This is a genomic window from Bacillus sp. JFL15, assembly GCF_001184225.1.
Lineage (GTDB): Bacteria > Bacillota > Bacilli > Bacillales > Bacillaceae > Bacillus > Bacillus siamensis.
Window position 1 is genome coordinate 419,323 of record NZ_KQ236689.1, and the last position, 15,555, is coordinate 434,877.

At 46.9% G+C, this 15,555-nt stretch carries 13 protein-coding genes; 3 read left to right on the top strand and 10 right to left on the bottom strand.

Going from position 1 to position 15,555, the window contains the following annotated elements; genetic code table 11:
- The first annotated feature begins 55 nt into the window (after positions 1-55).
- Together AD710_RS02035 and AD710_RS02040 are read left to right on the top strand one after the other, a co-directional pair.
- A complete protein-coding gene (locus tag AD710_RS02035; protein ID WP_049627154.1) occupies positions 56-1,255 on the top strand; it encodes an MFS transporter in 1,200 nt (399 codons plus the stop codon).
- A 58-nt stretch (positions 1,256-1,313) separates the two neighbouring features.
- Entirely contained in the window at positions 1,314-2,156 is an 843-nt protein-coding gene (locus tag AD710_RS02040) for an aldo/keto reductase (protein WP_049627155.1), read from the top strand.
- Between the two features lie 38 nt (positions 2,157-2,194).
- Here AD710_RS02040 and coaE read toward each other — a convergent pair whose 3' ends face one another.
- The 10 genes from coaE to AD710_RS02090 all read right to left on the bottom strand — a co-directional run bounded on the left by coaE (position 2,195) and on the right by AD710_RS02090 (position 14,319).
- Positions 2,195-2,788 carry a dephospho-CoA kinase gene (gene coaE / locus AD710_RS02045; protein ID WP_049627156.1) on the bottom strand — a complete coding sequence of 198 codons (594 nt, stop codon included), beginning with the start codon at positions 2,786-2,788 and terminating at the stop codon, positions 2,195-2,197.
- A gap of 15 nt (positions 2,789-2,803) precedes the next feature.
- Entirely contained in the window at positions 2,804-3,436 is a 633-nt protein-coding gene (gene ytaF / locus AD710_RS02050; protein WP_016938612.1) for a sporulation membrane protein YtaF, read from the bottom strand.
- Positions 3,437-3,571: 135 nt separating this feature from the next.
- Positions 3,572-4,402 (bottom strand): DNA-formamidopyrimidine glycosylase, encoded by an 831-nt coding sequence (gene mutM, locus AD710_RS02055; protein WP_156187147.1) that lies wholly within the window; start codon positions 4,400-4,402, stop codon positions 3,572-3,574.
- 28 nt (positions 4,403-4,430) lie between these two features.
- Positions 4,431-7,070 carry a DNA polymerase I gene (gene polA, locus AD710_RS02060; protein WP_016938610.1) on the bottom strand — a complete coding sequence of 880 codons (2,640 nt, stop codon included), beginning with the start codon at positions 7,068-7,070 and terminating at the stop codon, positions 4,431-4,433.
- A 247-nt stretch (positions 7,071-7,317) separates the two neighbouring features.
- Complete coding sequence (gene pnpS, locus AD710_RS02065) at positions 7,318-9,057, bottom strand: two-component system histidine kinase PnpS (RefSeq protein WP_049627158.1); 1,740 nt, start codon at positions 9,055-9,057, stop codon at positions 7,318-7,320.
- Positions 9,050-9,769 (bottom strand): response regulator transcription factor, encoded by a 720-nt coding sequence (locus AD710_RS02070; RefSeq protein ID WP_016938608.1) that lies wholly within the window; start codon positions 9,767-9,769, stop codon positions 9,050-9,052. Before AD710_RS02070 ends, pnpS begins: the two co-directional genes overlap by 8 nt.
- Before the next feature lie 215 nt (positions 9,770-9,984).
- Positions 9,985-10,923, bottom strand: coding sequence for a malate dehydrogenase (gene mdh, locus AD710_RS02075; protein WP_003152455.1), 939 nt, complete (start codon positions 10,921-10,923; stop codon positions 9,985-9,987).
- A gap of 45 nt (positions 10,924-10,968) precedes the next feature.
- Positions 10,969-12,240 carry an NADP-dependent isocitrate dehydrogenase gene (gene icd, locus AD710_RS02080; protein ID WP_016938607.1) on the bottom strand — a complete coding sequence of 424 codons (1,272 nt, stop codon included), beginning with the start codon at positions 12,238-12,240 and terminating at the stop codon, positions 10,969-10,971.
- A 160-nt stretch (positions 12,241-12,400) separates the two neighbouring features.
- Complete coding sequence (gene citZ / locus AD710_RS02085) at positions 12,401-13,519, bottom strand: citrate synthase (protein WP_016938606.1); 1,119 nt, start codon at positions 13,517-13,519, stop codon at positions 12,401-12,403.
- Positions 13,520-13,854: 335 nt separating this feature from the next.
- Complete coding sequence (locus AD710_RS02090; protein WP_007408072.1) at positions 13,855-14,319, bottom strand: DUF441 domain-containing protein; 465 nt, start codon at positions 14,317-14,319, stop codon at positions 13,855-13,857.
- Between the two features lie 97 nt (positions 14,320-14,416).
- On the opposite strand from AD710_RS02090, the gene ytvI reads away from it, so the two are divergent.
- On the top strand, positions 14,417-15,532 hold the full coding sequence (gene ytvI, locus AD710_RS02095; RefSeq protein WP_016938604.1) for a sporulation integral membrane protein YtvI: 1,116 nt from the start codon (positions 14,417-14,419) through the stop codon (positions 15,530-15,532).
- Positions 15,533-15,555: the final 23 nt, after the last annotated feature.

Consider the following 15,555-nt stretch of genomic DNA (forward strand, 5'->3'; position numbering starts at 1 on the left):
TATCGTTTACCCGGCATCATTTCAACCATACAATTTCGTTCAAGGAGGAAAACAGATGTCTTCACATCGCCAAAGCTATTTACCAGCGCTGCTGGCATTAGCCGTCAGTGCTTTTGCGATCGGCACAACCGAATTTATCAGCGTCGGACTGCTGCCGCTTATATCTCATGATCTGCATATACCTGTGACAACGGCGGGACTTACCGTTTCCATGTATGCTCTGGGCGTAACATTCGGCGCCCCGGTTTTAACTTCTCTTACATCAGGCATGTCGCGGAAAACGCTGCTGCTCTGGGTAATGCTGATTTTTATCGCCGGAAATACACTTGCAGCGAGCGCTTCCTCAATCGGCGTCTTACTGGCGGCGCGGGTCATTTCGGCTTTTTCCCACGGCATTTTCATGTCTATCGGGGCAACCATCGCCGCCAATATCGTGCCGGAGCATAAAAGAGCAAGCGCGATTTCCATTATGTTCACGGGGCTGACGGTGGCTACAGTGACCGGTGTTCCGTTCGGGACCTATCTCGGCCAGCAATTCGGGTGGAGAATCGCATTTGCCGTCATCGTCGCGGTAGGAGTCATTGCATTCCTCACAAATGCGCTTCTCGTTCCGTCAAATTTGCGCAAAGGAACGAAAACCGCATTTTCCGAACAGATAAAACTCGTCAAAAACGGCCGGCTGCTGCTTTTATTTATTATTACAGCGTTAGGCTACGGCGGAACGTTTGTCGTGTTTACGTATTTATCTCCGCTTCTTCAGGAAGTAACCGGTTTTCAGAAAGAAACCGTCGCGGCCATCCTGCTTGTTTACGGAATTGCGATTGCGATCGGAAACATGATCGGCGGCCGGTTATCAAATCGGAATCCGCTGAGAGCATTGTTTTACATGTTCATTGTCCAGGCGGCTGTGCTGTTTGTCTTGACTTTTACCGCGCCGTTTAAAACAGCCGGACTGATCACCATTATTTTTATGGGGCTGTTGGCGTTTATGAATGTGCCGGGGCTTCAGGTATATGTCGTGATGCTGAGTGAACGTTTTGCGCCAAGCGCCGTTGATACAGCATCAGCCTTAAACATCGCGGCATTTAATGCCGGAATCGCAATCGGTTCTTTTGCCGGCGGGATTATAACAGATTCAATCGGGATTATTCATACCGCTTGGATCGGGGCGTTAATGGTGCTCAGCGCGGTCGTGTTAACCGGATGGAGCAGAAAGCTTGAAAAGCGGGATCGCACTGTCCTTGAAAGGAGGTGAGTTTTTCTTCAGCGCATTTTGATTTTTTTAACAAACAAACAATAGGAGGAACATATACATGACAACACATTTACAAGCAAAAGCGACATTGCATAACGGCGTAAAGATGCCTTGGTTCGGTATCGGAGTATTTAAAGTAGAGGAAGGCGCGGAGCTCGTCAATGCGGTGAAAACGGCACTGGCGCACGGCTATCGCAGTGTTGATACCGCCGCGATTTACGGAAATGAAGAGGGTGTCGGCGAAGGGATCCGCCAAGGGCTGCAAGAAGCGGGATTAAAACGTGAAGACATTTTTGTCACGTCAAAAGTGTGGAATGCCGATTTAGGGTATGAAGAAACGTTAAAAGCGTTTGACACAAGTTTAGAAAAACTCGGTTTAGACTATTTAGATTTATATTTGATCCATTGGCCTGTCGAAGGAAAGTACATCGATGCGTGGCGGGCGCTCGAAACCCTCTACCGGGATGGACGCATTAAGGCGATCGGGGTCAGCAATTTCCAAATTCACCATCTGAAACATCTCATGAAAGAAACGGAAATCAAGCCGATGATTAACCAGGTGGAGTACCACCCCCGTCTGACTCAGAAAGAACTGCACGCTTTCTGCGCCGAACAAAATATTCAGCTTGAAGCATGGTCGCCATTGATGCAAGGCCAGCTGCTTGATCATCCCGTCTTACAGGAAATCGCTGAGAAATACGGCAAATCAGCCGCTCAAGTGATTTTGCGCTGGGATTTGCAAAACGGCGTCATCACCATTCCGAAATCAACTAAAAAACACCGTATTGAAGAAAATGCAAATGTCTTTGATTTCGAACTGTCAGCTGACGATATGAAGCGGATTGATGATCTGAACGAAAATCTCCGTGTCGGCCCGGACCCTGACAATTTTGATTTTTAACCAGAAAAACACCGTTCGGTTTTCCGAACGGTGTTTATTTATGTCCAGCTGCTCAATATTTCCTCCAGCTGATGCTTCGTATAGTCAAGACTGCCGCTGTTATCAATGACGGCGTCAGCTTTTTTTGTTTTGTCTGCTAAAGGCATTTGCGACGTTATCCGGCTCATCGCTTCTTCTTCTGTAAGTGAATTCCGCTTCATCAGCCGTTTGAGCTGAATGTCTGCCGGTACGGTGACGACGAGCACTTTGCCGACCAGATAGTCAAGCCCGCTTTCATACAAAAGCGGTATATCCAAAACGACGAACCGCTCTTTTCGCGCAACGGCTTCATCCCGCTGTTTCATCATTTCCGCACGCACTGCCGGATGAACGATCTGATTCAGCATCAGACGCTTCTGTTCGTCCGTAAAAACGATAGAACCGAGTTTTTTTCTGTCAATGCCGCCGTTTTCCAGCAGGATGTCTTTTCCGAACGCTTCAACGATCTGTCCGTAAGCCGGCATTCCTTTTTCCACCGCCTGCCTAGCGATGACATCCGCATCAATGACTGTTATTTTTTTGTCGATCAGCATGCGCGCTACCGTGCTTTTGCCGCTGGCGATGCCTCCCGTTAAACCGATGACCAAGCTCAAAAAGCCCACTCCTTCTTACATTTTCCAAATCCCGATGATAATCAGCAGGATCCCCGGCAAAAATGTCATTTTATCTATCCAATTCCACCTTGAAAGAAAATGCCCGGCGTTGATGCCGAATGACACAAACAGCGAGCTCATCACCCCGACGGTCACGCTCATCATAACCGGAGAAAAACCGAGAATGGCCGCTCCCATGCCGGCGCCAAAGGCGTCAATAGATAAGGCGATACCGAGCAGAAGCGCTTCGACTCCGTTAATGGTTCCGGATTGATCAATATCGGCGCTGGTCGGCTTTTTCAAAATGTGAATCACGATGCCGAGCGATTTCACTTCAAGGTTTAGCAGCGTTTTTTCGTGTAATAAGTAATCCGGCTCTTTCGCCGGTTTAAAAAATTGATAGATGACCCATGCCCCGATTCCGATTAAGATCAGCCCGCCCAGTTTCTCCGTGACGGATACAGGGAAAATCTTTGTCAGAAAATGGCCGATCAGCATGGATATAAACATCACAGAGGCTGAACAGCAAGCGATCACGGCAATCGCTTTGAACGGGATTTTCATTTTTCTCAATCCATACGTAAACCCGACTGAAAAACTGTCCAAGCTGACAGCAAAAGCCAAAAGCAGCAAAGAAACAATCTCCATATCCGTTTCTCCCTTTCTCTTGATCGGCAATTGTGACATATGCCTATTGGGTGAATCACAATATATATATGGAGAAAGGTCATCAACTGTGTTAGAAAAAGTCATTCTGCTGCCGCCTGCTTGAACAGCTTCAGTTTATGATTTTTTTTGGCATTGGGCGCAGAAATGCGTACCCCTTCCGCCGACTACGATTTTAGAAATCATCGTGCCGCACGTTTTGCACGGCTCATCCTTTTTGCCGTATACGTAATGTTTGAGCTGAAACATTCCGATTTCCCCTTGAGAATTGATATAAGACCGGACGGTGCTCCCGCCCGCGTCAATCGCTTCCTGAAGGGTGTCTTTAATTTCTGTATGAAGCGTTTTTATCTGTCCGTCAGACAGGCTGTTCGCTTTTGTCTCAGGGTGAATCCGCGCCCGGAATAAAGCTTCATCGACATAAATGTTGCCGAGACCGACGACCGCTTTTTGATCGAGCAGGGCGGTTTTCACCGCGCGGTTCGTTTTTGCCAGCCGCTCTTTTAAATAGGCGGCGGTAAAGGCTTCATCATCTGGTTCGGGTCCGAGCTGTGAAAGCGGTAATGCATTCAGTTCCTCTCCCGGCGCAAATAAATGCATCGTGCCGAATTTCCGGACATCCCGGTAGCGGAGCTCTGTTCCGTCCGTCATGCGAAACACGACGTGAACATGTTTGTCGTCAGGCTCATCGGCCTGATAAAGACCGTATTTCCCCTCCATCCGGAGATGGGACACCATGACATAATGATCCAGGTGGAAAAGCAAAAACTTTCCCCTTCTTCCGATGGATCGGATGGTTTCTCCTGCAATCTGCCGCACGAATTCCTCCGGCTCGGCGGGTTTTTTGATGATATTCGGCCATCTGATGTCCGCCGATTCAATCGTTTTCCCCTTCACAAGACCGGTCAGAGTGCGCCGGACCGTTTCAACTTCTGGTAATTCCGGCACAATCATCACTTCCTTTTTCTCTGTTTATTTATTTTGCATCGTACCAAGACGGTCCTGAAGCATAATCCGCCTTTAACGGCACGTCTAATGCCAAAGCATGCTCCATCACTTCAGGAACCAGCTTCTCTAATATTTCAATTTCTTCCTTAGGCGCTTCAAAAATCAATTCATCGTGCACCTGAAGCAGCAGCCTTGCCTTCAGTTTTTTCTCCTTCAGCTCAGCTGCCATATCAATCATGGCTTTTTTAATAATATCAGCGGCGCTTCCCTGAATCGGCGTATTCATGGCCGTCCGTTCCGCAAAGCTCCGCAGGTTGAAGTTGCGGCTTGTCAGCTCAGGGATATAGCGGCGGCGCTGCATAAGAGTCGTCACATATCCTTTTTGTTTCGCTTCCTGCACCGATTCTTCCATATACGCCTTGACGCCCGGAAAGCTTTCCAAGTAGCGGTCAATAAAAGCGCCCGCTTCCTTCCTGGTAATGCCGAGGTTTTGAGACAGCCCGTAATCACTGATACCGTAAACGATCCCGAAATTGACGGCCTTTGCCTGACGGCGCATCGCCTGTGTCACTTCATCCTCGCTGACATGAAACACATCCATTGCGGTTTTTGTGTGAATGTCCATATCATTCGTAAACGCCTCAATCAGATTTTCATCTTTTGAAATATGCGCAAGCACCCTTAACTCAATTTGTGAATAATCAGCGGCGAAAATAAGCCAGTCCGGTTCTGACGGAACGAAAGCCTGACGGATTTTCCGTCCTTCCTCCAGCCTGATCGGAATGTTTTGCAGGTTCGGATCAGTTGAACTGAGGCGCCCGGTTTGAGTCAATGCCTGATTGAATCGCGTATGCACCTTATGAGAATCCTTGCGTGTGACTTTCAGCAGCCCTTCAATATAAGTCGATTGGAGTTTGCCGATTTGTCTGTATTGCAGAATGTAAGCGACGATATCATGTTTGTCTGCGAGCTTCTCCAACACATCGGCTGAAGTGGAATAGCCTGTTTTTGTTTTCTTTACTGGCGGCAGGCCGAGCTTTTCAAACAGAATGACGCCGAGCTGTTTTGGTGAATTGATGTTAAACGGTTCACCGGCGATGTCATGGATTTTTTCTTCATATTCTTTCAGCTTCGCGCCGAGCTCTTCGCCCATTCGCTTCAGTCTATCAACATCCACTTTGACGCCCATTGATTCCATTTCTCCGAGAATAAGCGCAAGCGGGAGTTCGAGATCTTCATATAATTCAAGCTGATTATTTTCTTCCAGCGCGTGCAGCAGTTTGTCCCGGAGGCTGTTAACGGCAGACGCTTTTCGCGCGAGATGATCGGCAAGCTCTTTTTCAGCCGGAACGGCGCGCTTTGCGCCTTTTCCGTAAACCGCTTCATCTTTTGAAACGATATTCAGGCCGTATTCTTTCGCTACGCTCGCGACATCGTCGTACGAATTGCCCGGGTTTATAATGTAGGCAGCAAGAAGCGCATCAAATTCCGTTCCCTTCAGCTCAATTCCCTGCCAGCGCAAAGCGACAACGGAGCGTTTGCTGTCAAACACCCACTTTTTCTTCGACTCATCTTCAGCCCAGGATTTAAACGCTTCGGACTGGATGGCGGTTTCTTTCGGAATATAATAAAGGCCTGTTTCATTCACGATGGAAAAGCCGAGTATCGGTTCTTCGTGATAGTTATCCCCGATTTGTTCGACGACTAAAGCGGACGGCGAAACGAGCATAGCTTCAGTGATTTCTTCGGCCGTTTCAACATTGATGTCCTCAAAATCTTCTTCCGCCGTTTCTCCGCTATCTTCACCGAGCCGCTCAAGCAGCGTGTTAAAACCGAGGTCTTTAAAAATGGCTACGACTTGTTCACGGTCGAACCCTTGATAATCTAAATCGTCAAGCTTGACTTCAATCGGCGCATTTGTCATAATCGTCGCCAGCTCTTTGCTCATCAGGGCTTGTTCTTTATATTCTTCGAGCTTTTCTTTTAATTTTTTCCCGCTGACTTCATCAATTGAATCAAGCAGTTTCTCAACCGAATGGAACTGCTTCAAGAGTTTAATTGCCGTTTTTTCGCCGACGCCGGGAACGCCCGGGATGTTATCGGAGGAATCCCCCATTAATCCCTTCATATCAATGATTTGCAGCGGTGTCAGACCGTACTTTTCTTCGACGTGTTCCGGCGTGTAATCTTCCACGTCGGTAATGCCTTTTCTCGTAATGGCAACGGTCGTTTTCCCGGTTGCAAGCTGCGTTAAGTCTTTGTCTCCGGAAAATACCTTTACTTCAAAGCCGTCTTTCTCAGCAGATACGGCAAGTGTGCCGATAATATCATCCGCTTCGTATTCAGGAAGCTCATAGCGGCTGATGTTATAAGCATCGAGGAGCTCACGGATGAACGGCATCTGTTCAGAAAGCTCCGGCGGCGTTTTTTGTCTTCCGCCTTTATATTCTTTAAACGTGCTGTGGCGGAAAGTCGTTTTTCCCGCATCAAAAGCCACCAGCATGTGGGTCGGTTTTTCATCCTCCAGCATTTTCATTAAAATCATCGCAAACCCGTATACGGCATTTGTATGAATGCCTTTTTCATTGCTTAGAAGCGGTAATGCAAAAAACGCCCGGTACGCCAGACTGTTTCCGTCGACAAGCACTAATTTTTTTCGTTCCGTCATTCAATATCCTCCTAAGAGCAAAAGCTCGTCATTCCTCTGTTTTTTTAATCTCACAGCTTCTCTTATTTTAACAAAGTTCAATTTGAAAGGAAAATGAGCGGACCCCGTCAAAACGCAAAAAAGGACGGGAACAAGAAAACACGTTCCCGCCGTCAAAATTGGCTCCTTGGATGAAGGGGTTCTGTTACATCCTAACAAGATAGGTTTAACAGGTCATGAAGAAATTGTTAATCCTTTGTAAAGCTGATCACGCTGCCGGCGGCCGCTTCAGCGTCACAGTGAACACAGTTCCCTGTCCCGGCTCGCTTGTGACTTCGATTTTGCCTTCATGGGCTTCTATTAAGTGCTTTACGATGGCAAGACCGAGCCCGGTTCCTCCCGAGTTGCGGCTTCTGTCTTTATCCACGCGGTAAAATCTCTCAAATATCCGCGGAATCTCTTCCTTCTGAATACCGATTCCCGTATCGGACACTTTGATATCAACAGCGGTTTCTTTCACATTTACCGAAATCGCCACCGTCCCTTTTTCAGGCGTGTAGGTTAAAGCGTTGTTCGCCAGATTCAGGAATACCTGCTTCAGCCTGTGCACATCACCCGTCACAAAAATCGGCTCCTCCGGAAGATCGAGCTGAAAACTGATGCCTTTTTCCTCAGCCTTATGCTGTAAAAGGGCTTCGATTTCATGGAGGATTTTTGCGGCGTCAAAGGATTCTACTCGCATCGTAAAGTTTTGCTGCTCCATTTTGGATAAATCCAATAAGTCCTGTACGAGGGATTGGAGCCGCTCACTTTCTTTCAGAATGATAGACAGAAAGTCTGAAAGCGCCTTTTCATCTTTCATCGCCCCGTCTAACAGCGTTTCCGTAAAGCCTTTAATCGAAGTGATCGGCGTTTTCAGTTCATGGGAAACATTGGCGACGAAGTCCTTCCTCATCTGCTCCAATTTTTTAATTTCCGTTATATCGTGAAAAACGAGAACAATGCCCTTCCATTCATCATCAGGACCCATGATCGGAACGCCGTCAACTTCAAAGTAGCGCCGCTCAATATTGATGGGAAGTCTCAGCAGCTGGCATTTTTTCGTCTCCGTCATAAAAATATCTTCGACGAGCCGAATGATTTCCTCATGCTCAAGCGCATCATGGTAAAGGCGGCGAAGCAGACGTTCAGGCTTTGTATGAAACTGCTTCGTGTACGATCGGTTCACGAGATTAATAAAACCTCTCCCGTCTATTAAAATCAAACCTGAACCGATATTTTCAATGACGGTTAACAGACGGTCGCGCTGCATATCCTGCGTTCTCGTCATTTCCATCAAATCGACCGCCAGACTGTTCATCGCACGCCCGAGACGGTCAGACCGCCTTGCGTAACCGCTGTAGGAGCGGGCGTCATAATTGCCTTTGGACAGCTCCGTCGCCACCTTCGTCGCGGCGTCGATTGATTTTTTGTAACGGGACGTCATGTTTGTATAAAAGAAAACGATAATGATAAAAGCGGTACAAAGACTTGCTGCCAGCATGCCCCACATTTCTCCGGTAATACTTGAACCGCCGCTGATTTCCGAGGAAACGAGCACATATCCCGCCGTTTGGCCGGCGTCATCTTTTACGGCAGCGCCGCGGATCACTTTGTTACCCGACTGTATGGCTGCCTCATTTTTATTGTGAGAAATGAACTCCTTTACGGCTGAATCATCAGCATGCCTGCCGGAATGAAATACGGCGTCACCCTTCTCATTGAGCACGGAGACGTTTATACCAAGGGTGCGGCCGGCGTCGCGGACCACCGTTTCATTGTTTTTATTGCCGATTCGGCCGGTGTCAAGAAGGCCCGCTATGTATACCGATTCCTTTTTCAGCTGATCCGCCGTTCTGTCTTTAGCGGCTGAAGAAATAAGCTGCTGTAAAAAAAGGCCGAGAACACTGAAAACCAATATGATACATACAACGAGTAAAGCGAACAGACGCACACGGACTTTATTCATTCATTTTTGGCTCCTCCAGTTTATACCCCAAACCTCTGATTGTTTTAATATAGATGGGTTTTTTGGTATTTGATTCGATTTTGTCGCGCAGATGGCTGATATGAACGTCAACAATCCGGGTGTCCCCGGCAAAATCATAGTTCCAGACTGCGCTCAGCAGAAGATCTCTCGTCAGCACTCTTCCCTTGTGTTTTCCCAAATACAGAAGCAGTTCAAATTCTTTAGGCGTCAATTCCAGCTGTTCTGACTTGAAGTACGCTTCGTAATGCTCCGGAAGAATTTTCAGCTCGCCGATAAGGATCTGCCCGTCCTTTTCCTCTTCTCTGCTTTGTGACAGCGAAGAAATGTCAGCCCTTCTTAAAATGGCTTTCACCCGCGCAGTCACTTCCCTCGGACTGAACGGCTTTGTCATGTAATCATCCGCTCCGAGCTCCAGTCCCAGCACCTTATCAAACTCTTCATCTTTTGCTGTCAGCATCAAGATCGGAACCATCATTTTCTGCTGTCTGAGCTGTTTACAGACGTCGATTCCGTCCACTTTCGGCAGCATGACATCCAGTACGATTAAATCCGGATTTTCCTTCTCTGCCTGCTCCAGAGCCTCTTCGCCGTCTGATGCGGTAATGACATCATAGCCGGACCGTTCCAGATTGTACTGTAAAAGAGTAACGATAGATTGTTCATCATCTACAACTAAAATTTTTTTGTTCATGCTGCGCCCTCCGCTGTCTATTTTCCCCGACATCCAATTTTCTCTATTTTATGTGCTGCATATCACTTTATGATTTCATTTTATCCAATACTGCCCGTTCAGACAATTCGCCTTTTTGATCATTTTCAGAGAAAGGATCGTTCAGAGAAAAAGAAAACGCTTTCATTAATTGTAAAAAGAGGAAGGCTTCTGATTCGGAAGCCTTCCCTTTTTTCTTATGACAATACTTTCATCACGTTTTTGACAGATTCAACTGATTTACTCAGCTGTGCTTTTTCATAGTCTGTCAGTTCAAGCTCAATGATTTGCTCTAGGCCGTTTCCTCCGATAATCGTCGGTACGCCTAAGTAAATGCCCTCATGACCGTATTCGCCTTCTAAATAAGCGATAGTCGGAAGCACGCGGCGCTGATCTTTCAAAATGGCTTCTACCATTTCTGTCAGTGATGCAGCAGGCGCATAGTAGGCGCTTCCGTTGCCGAGAAGGTTGACGATTTCCCCGCCGCCTTTTCTTGTGCGCTCTACAATCGCATCAAGACGGTCTTTCGGGATAAGTGTTTCGAGCGGAATGCCGCCCGCATAGGAATAACGGACGAGAGGAACCATGTCGTCACCGTGTCCTCCAAGAACAAAACCGGTCACGTCTTTTACTGACAGGTTTAATTCTTCAGCGACGAATGTTCTGAACCGCGCAGTGTCAAGCACTCCGGATTGTCCGATAACGCGTTCTTTCGGGAAGCCTGATTCTTTGTACACCGCATATGTCATCGCATCAACAGGGTTTGTTAACACGACGATAATGCAGTCAGGAGAATATTTCACGATCTCACGTGTGACGCTTCTCATGATTTTTTCGTTTGTAGATACGAGATCATCACGGCTCATGCCTGGTTTTCTCGCAATTCCGGCCGTGATGACGACGATATCAGAACCGGCTGTGTCCTCGTAGTTGGACGTGCCTGTGATTTTCGCGTCAAATCCTTGAACCGGACTTGCTTCGAGCATGTCAAGCGCTTTTCCTTTAGTCGGGTTTTCTAATTGAGGAATATCAACGAGCACAACATCCGCAAGCTCTTTTTGAGCTGTAAGGAAGGCTGTTGTCGCTCCCGTAAATCCTGCTCCGATAACAGAAACTTTACTGCGTGTTTTTCCCATGATTCTCTTCTCCTTTTTTGGCTTCATTAGAAGTCTGCTTTAGGTTCAGTCCATGTTTTTGATAAGCTCTTCACCGAACTCTGAACATTTCACTTCAGTTGCACCGTCCATTAATCTTGCAAAATCGTAAGTTACTACTTTTGAAGCAATCGTTTTTTCCATAGCTTTAATGACTAGGTCAGCAGCCTCATTCCAGTTCAGGTGTTCAAGAAGAAGCACTCCTGAAAGGATAACCGATGACGGGTTGACTTTGTCAAGGCCGGCATATTTAGGAGCCGTTCCGTGAGTCGCTTCAAAAATCGCATGCCCTGTTTCATAGTTGATGTTCGCTCCCGGTGCGATTCCGATTCCGCCTACCTGAGCGGCAAGCGCATCAGAGATATAGTCTCCGTTTAAGTTCATCGTCGCTACGACGTCGAATTCGCTCGGACGGGTTAAGATCTGCTGAAGGAAAATATCAGCGATGCTGTCTTTGACGATGATTTTTCCTGCTGCTTCCGCTTCGCTCTGCGCTTTATCAGCCGCTTCTTTTCCGTCTTTTTCGACGATGCGGTCATATTCGGCCCAAGTGAATACTTTATCTCCGTATTCTCTTTCGGCAAGCTCGTAGCCCCAGTTTTTAAATGCCCCTTCAGTGAACTTCATGATGTTTCCTTTGTGGACAAGCGTGACAGACTTACGGCCGTTTTCGATCGCATACTCAATGGCAGCTCTGACTAAGCGGCTTGTTCCTTCTTCAGAAACAGGCTTGATGCCGATTCCTGATGTTTCAGGGAAACGGATTTTGTTAACACCCATTTCATTTTGCAGGAAGCTGATCAGCTTTTCAACTTCTTCAGAACCTTTCGCATACTCAATTCCGGCATAAATATCTTCCGTGTTTTCACGGAAAATGACCATATCCGTATCTTCAGGACGTTTGACCGGAGAAGGCACTCCAGTGAAATATCTGACAGGGCGCAGGCACGTAAACAAATCAAGTTCCTGTCTCAGCGCCACGTTCAGAGAACGGATACCGCCGCCGACCGGTGTCGTCAGAGGTCCTTTGATAGCGATGAAGTACTCTCTGATGTCTTCCAGCGTTTCGGCAGGAAGCCACTCACCTGTTTTATTATAAGCCTTTTCACCGGCATAAACTTCTTTCCACGTGATTTTTTTCTCGCCTTTATATGCTTTTTCAACAGCGGCTTCCAATACTTTAGAAGCGGCGTTCCAAATATCAGGGCCTGTGCCGTCACCTTCAATAAACGGGATAATCGGATTATTTGGTACGTTTAATACTCCATTAGAGACTGTAATTTTTTCACCTTGTGACACAATATTACCTCCCAGTATGTAATTCATATTTAGAAAACATTTTATTTTTCTTGTATAGAAAATAAAATGATTTTTCTCAAGATTCTATCAAAATTGTAAACCAACTTGGTCTTGATTAACAAGAGGCTAACGACATGAAAATCACCAGCCTCCCGTTTGATCAGGCTCTTTCGTCAATCGGAACAAAAGTCTGCTTATCCGGACCCGTGTATTCAGCGCGCGGGCGGATGAGGCGGTTGTTATCGTATTGCTCAAGAATGTGCGCGATCCATCCGGACATTCTGCTGACCGCAAAGATCGGCGTGAACAGATCGTGGTCAATGCCGAGACTGTGGTACACAGATGCGGAATAGAAATCAACGTTAGGCGGAAGTTTTTTCTCAGATGTCACAATTTCTTCGACACGGATTGACATGTCGTACCATTTGCTTTCACCCGTCAGATTCGTCAGGCGTTTGCTCATTTCTTTTAAATGTTTGGCGCGCGGATCCCCATGCTTATACACGCGGTGTCCGAAGCCCATCACTTTTTCCTTTTTCTCCATTTTGCTGCGGATATAAGGCTCGGCATTTTCCACTTCTCCGATTTCTGTCAGCATTTTCATGACGGCTTCATTGGCTCCGCCGTGAAGCGGCCCTTTTAATGCGCCGATGGCTGCCGTGATGCCTGAGTAAATATCGGATAAGGTGGCGACACATACTCTCGCCGTAAATGTTGATGCATTCAGCTCATGATCCGCATGAAGAATGAGCGCTTTGTTAAACGCTTCCACTTCGATCGGAGAAGGATCTTCACCGTTTAAAGTGTAAAGGAAGTTCTCCGCAATACCGTACTCTTCCTTCGGTTCAACAGGATCAAGTCCTTTGCGGATTCTTGAGAAAGCGGCGACAATGCCCGGCACCTTCGCCTGCAGACGGATGGCTTTTCTATAGTTCGCTTCCGGATTCATGACATCGGCTTCACTGTCAGTCAGACCGAGTAATGAAATTGCCGTCCGGAGCGCAGCCATTGGATGTACGTTATTGAGGGGATAGGATTTGAAGTGCTCAATGATTTCTTGTGGAACGGCAGCTTCTTTCGCAAGCTGTTTTTTCAGTTCAGCAAGCTCTGTTTTATTCGGCAGGCGCAGATGCCACAGCAAATAAATGATTTCTTCAAAACTTGCATTCTCTGTCAAGTCGTCAATATCGTACCCTACATATGTAAGGGTATCGTCGATAATAGAGCTTACAGATGATGTTGTTGCTACAACCCCTTCAAGACCGCGTGTTGCTGTCATATTCAACCTCTCCTTTTCAATCAAAATTCCCCTTTAAAGAGTACATAAAACATACGGCTTACTTAAAATGAATCATGTAAACACTCCCTTTCCCCTTTAAGAAAATGCTTACATTTCATTGATTGCGGTTACATAACCGATATGCTTATAGAGGAACATAACAAATTCTTATAAGCTTATTTAAGTTTAAGCCTATTCTTATTATAAACAATAATCAGACATTTGTTAAATGTTTACCTATAATTTTTTTTTCTTTCTCGCACATTTTCTTGATTTTACGCGGTTTTTTCCTCTTTTTCCGCAAAAAAAAAGCGGCTTTAAGCCGCTTTTTTACTTTACGAAGTGAATATTTTTACGATCTGCATGGCCAGATAGGCAATTCCGGCGCCGATTAACGGACCGACGGCGACGCCGCCGAAAAGCGCGACGGCAAGTATCGTGCCGATCACCAGCGCCGTTGTAATATGAGGATCGTTTTCCAATAAGGTGAGACCGTTTTTGGCGATTAAGGCAACGGCGATTCCGGCGCCGAGAGCGATCCACGCATAATATGATTTCATCGCTTCTCCGAGCTGTTTAAAACCGATGTCACCTGTCGCAATCGGCACTAAAACGGCGATTGTAATGACGGTGACCCCCCAGTTGATTCCTTTTGACTGAATCACCGGGAACAATTTCTGGTCAAGACCGACAGCTTTTATCACAATAAGAAAGCCGACGGCAAAAAGCAATGACTGGTTTTTGGCTATCAATGCGATGGCCAGCAATAATAGTAAAAATAAATTCGCCTGTGTAAACATCCTGAAAGCACCATCCTTCATCATAACTGTATTCATATCCTTTTTTTTGACGAATAAACTAATGTAATAGGACGTGCCGACCGAGAGGAGGATCGATGTGAATCCGCACTATGCAACTGTTTTTTTCCGCGCGCTGTTTGTACTAGCTGCGGCCGGCGGCGCTTTAGCGGCCGGTTACGCCTCATTTTCGTTAACTTATCCGTTTCTGATCGCCCTTATTCTGTCGTCGGCGATCATTCCCGTGGTTGACTGGCTGGACAAACTGACGGGGCTGCCCCGATCAGTCAATACAGTCATTGTCCTGGCCTTCTTTTTGCTGATTCTTCTTGGCGCGGCGACTTTTCTCGTTGCGGAAATCATCTCGGGAACCGCCTATCTGGCCAAAACGCTCCCTCCCCATATCAGCGCCTTTATAACGTATTGCGAGGAGTTCTTCACTTCCCGCATTCAGCCATTGTACCACGAGCTGACTGTCTTATTTAACGGGCTGGAAACCAATCAGCAGGCATCCATCGTGACGCATATCCAGACCCTCGGTGATACAGCCGCTAAAAATGCGGGGCTGATGCTTTCACATCTTTTAGAGCTGGTGCCGAAATGGATTGCTTTCCTTCCCAATACGGCTGCCGTCTTCGTATTCGCAATGCTGGCGACTTTTTTTATGACAAAGGACTGGCACAAGCTGAAAGCGATGCTTTATTCCATTCTTCCGGAACGCGTTTCGGCAAACGCCAAGGCCGTGTCGGGAGAACTGAAAAAAGCGATGGCCGGTTTCATTAAGGCGCAGGCCGTGCTCATCCTTTTTACGATGATCATTGTCTTTATCGGACTGTTTCTTTTAGGAATTGAGCATGCGGCGACCATTGCCTTTTTTATCGGCCTGGTGGATCTTCTCCCGTATCTCGGCGCTGGATCGGTATTTGTTCCCTGGATTATGTATTTGGCCATTGCCGGTCAGCTTCCCCAAGCGATCGGTCTCGGTATTTTATATATTGTGGTTCTCATTCAGCGCCAGCTGACGGAGCCGAAGATTTTAAGCAAGTCAATCGGGCTTGATCCGCTTGCGACCTTAATCGCCCTGTTTGCCGGCTTTAAGCTGTTCGGAATTTTAGGACTGGCTGCGGGGCCTGCGCTGCTCGTTTTCATTCAGGCCTTTATCACAACGGGCGCTTTAAAAGAAATATGGGCCTATATTACTGTGCAGTCCAAATAAAAACAGCAGCCCTGCAAAAAGGC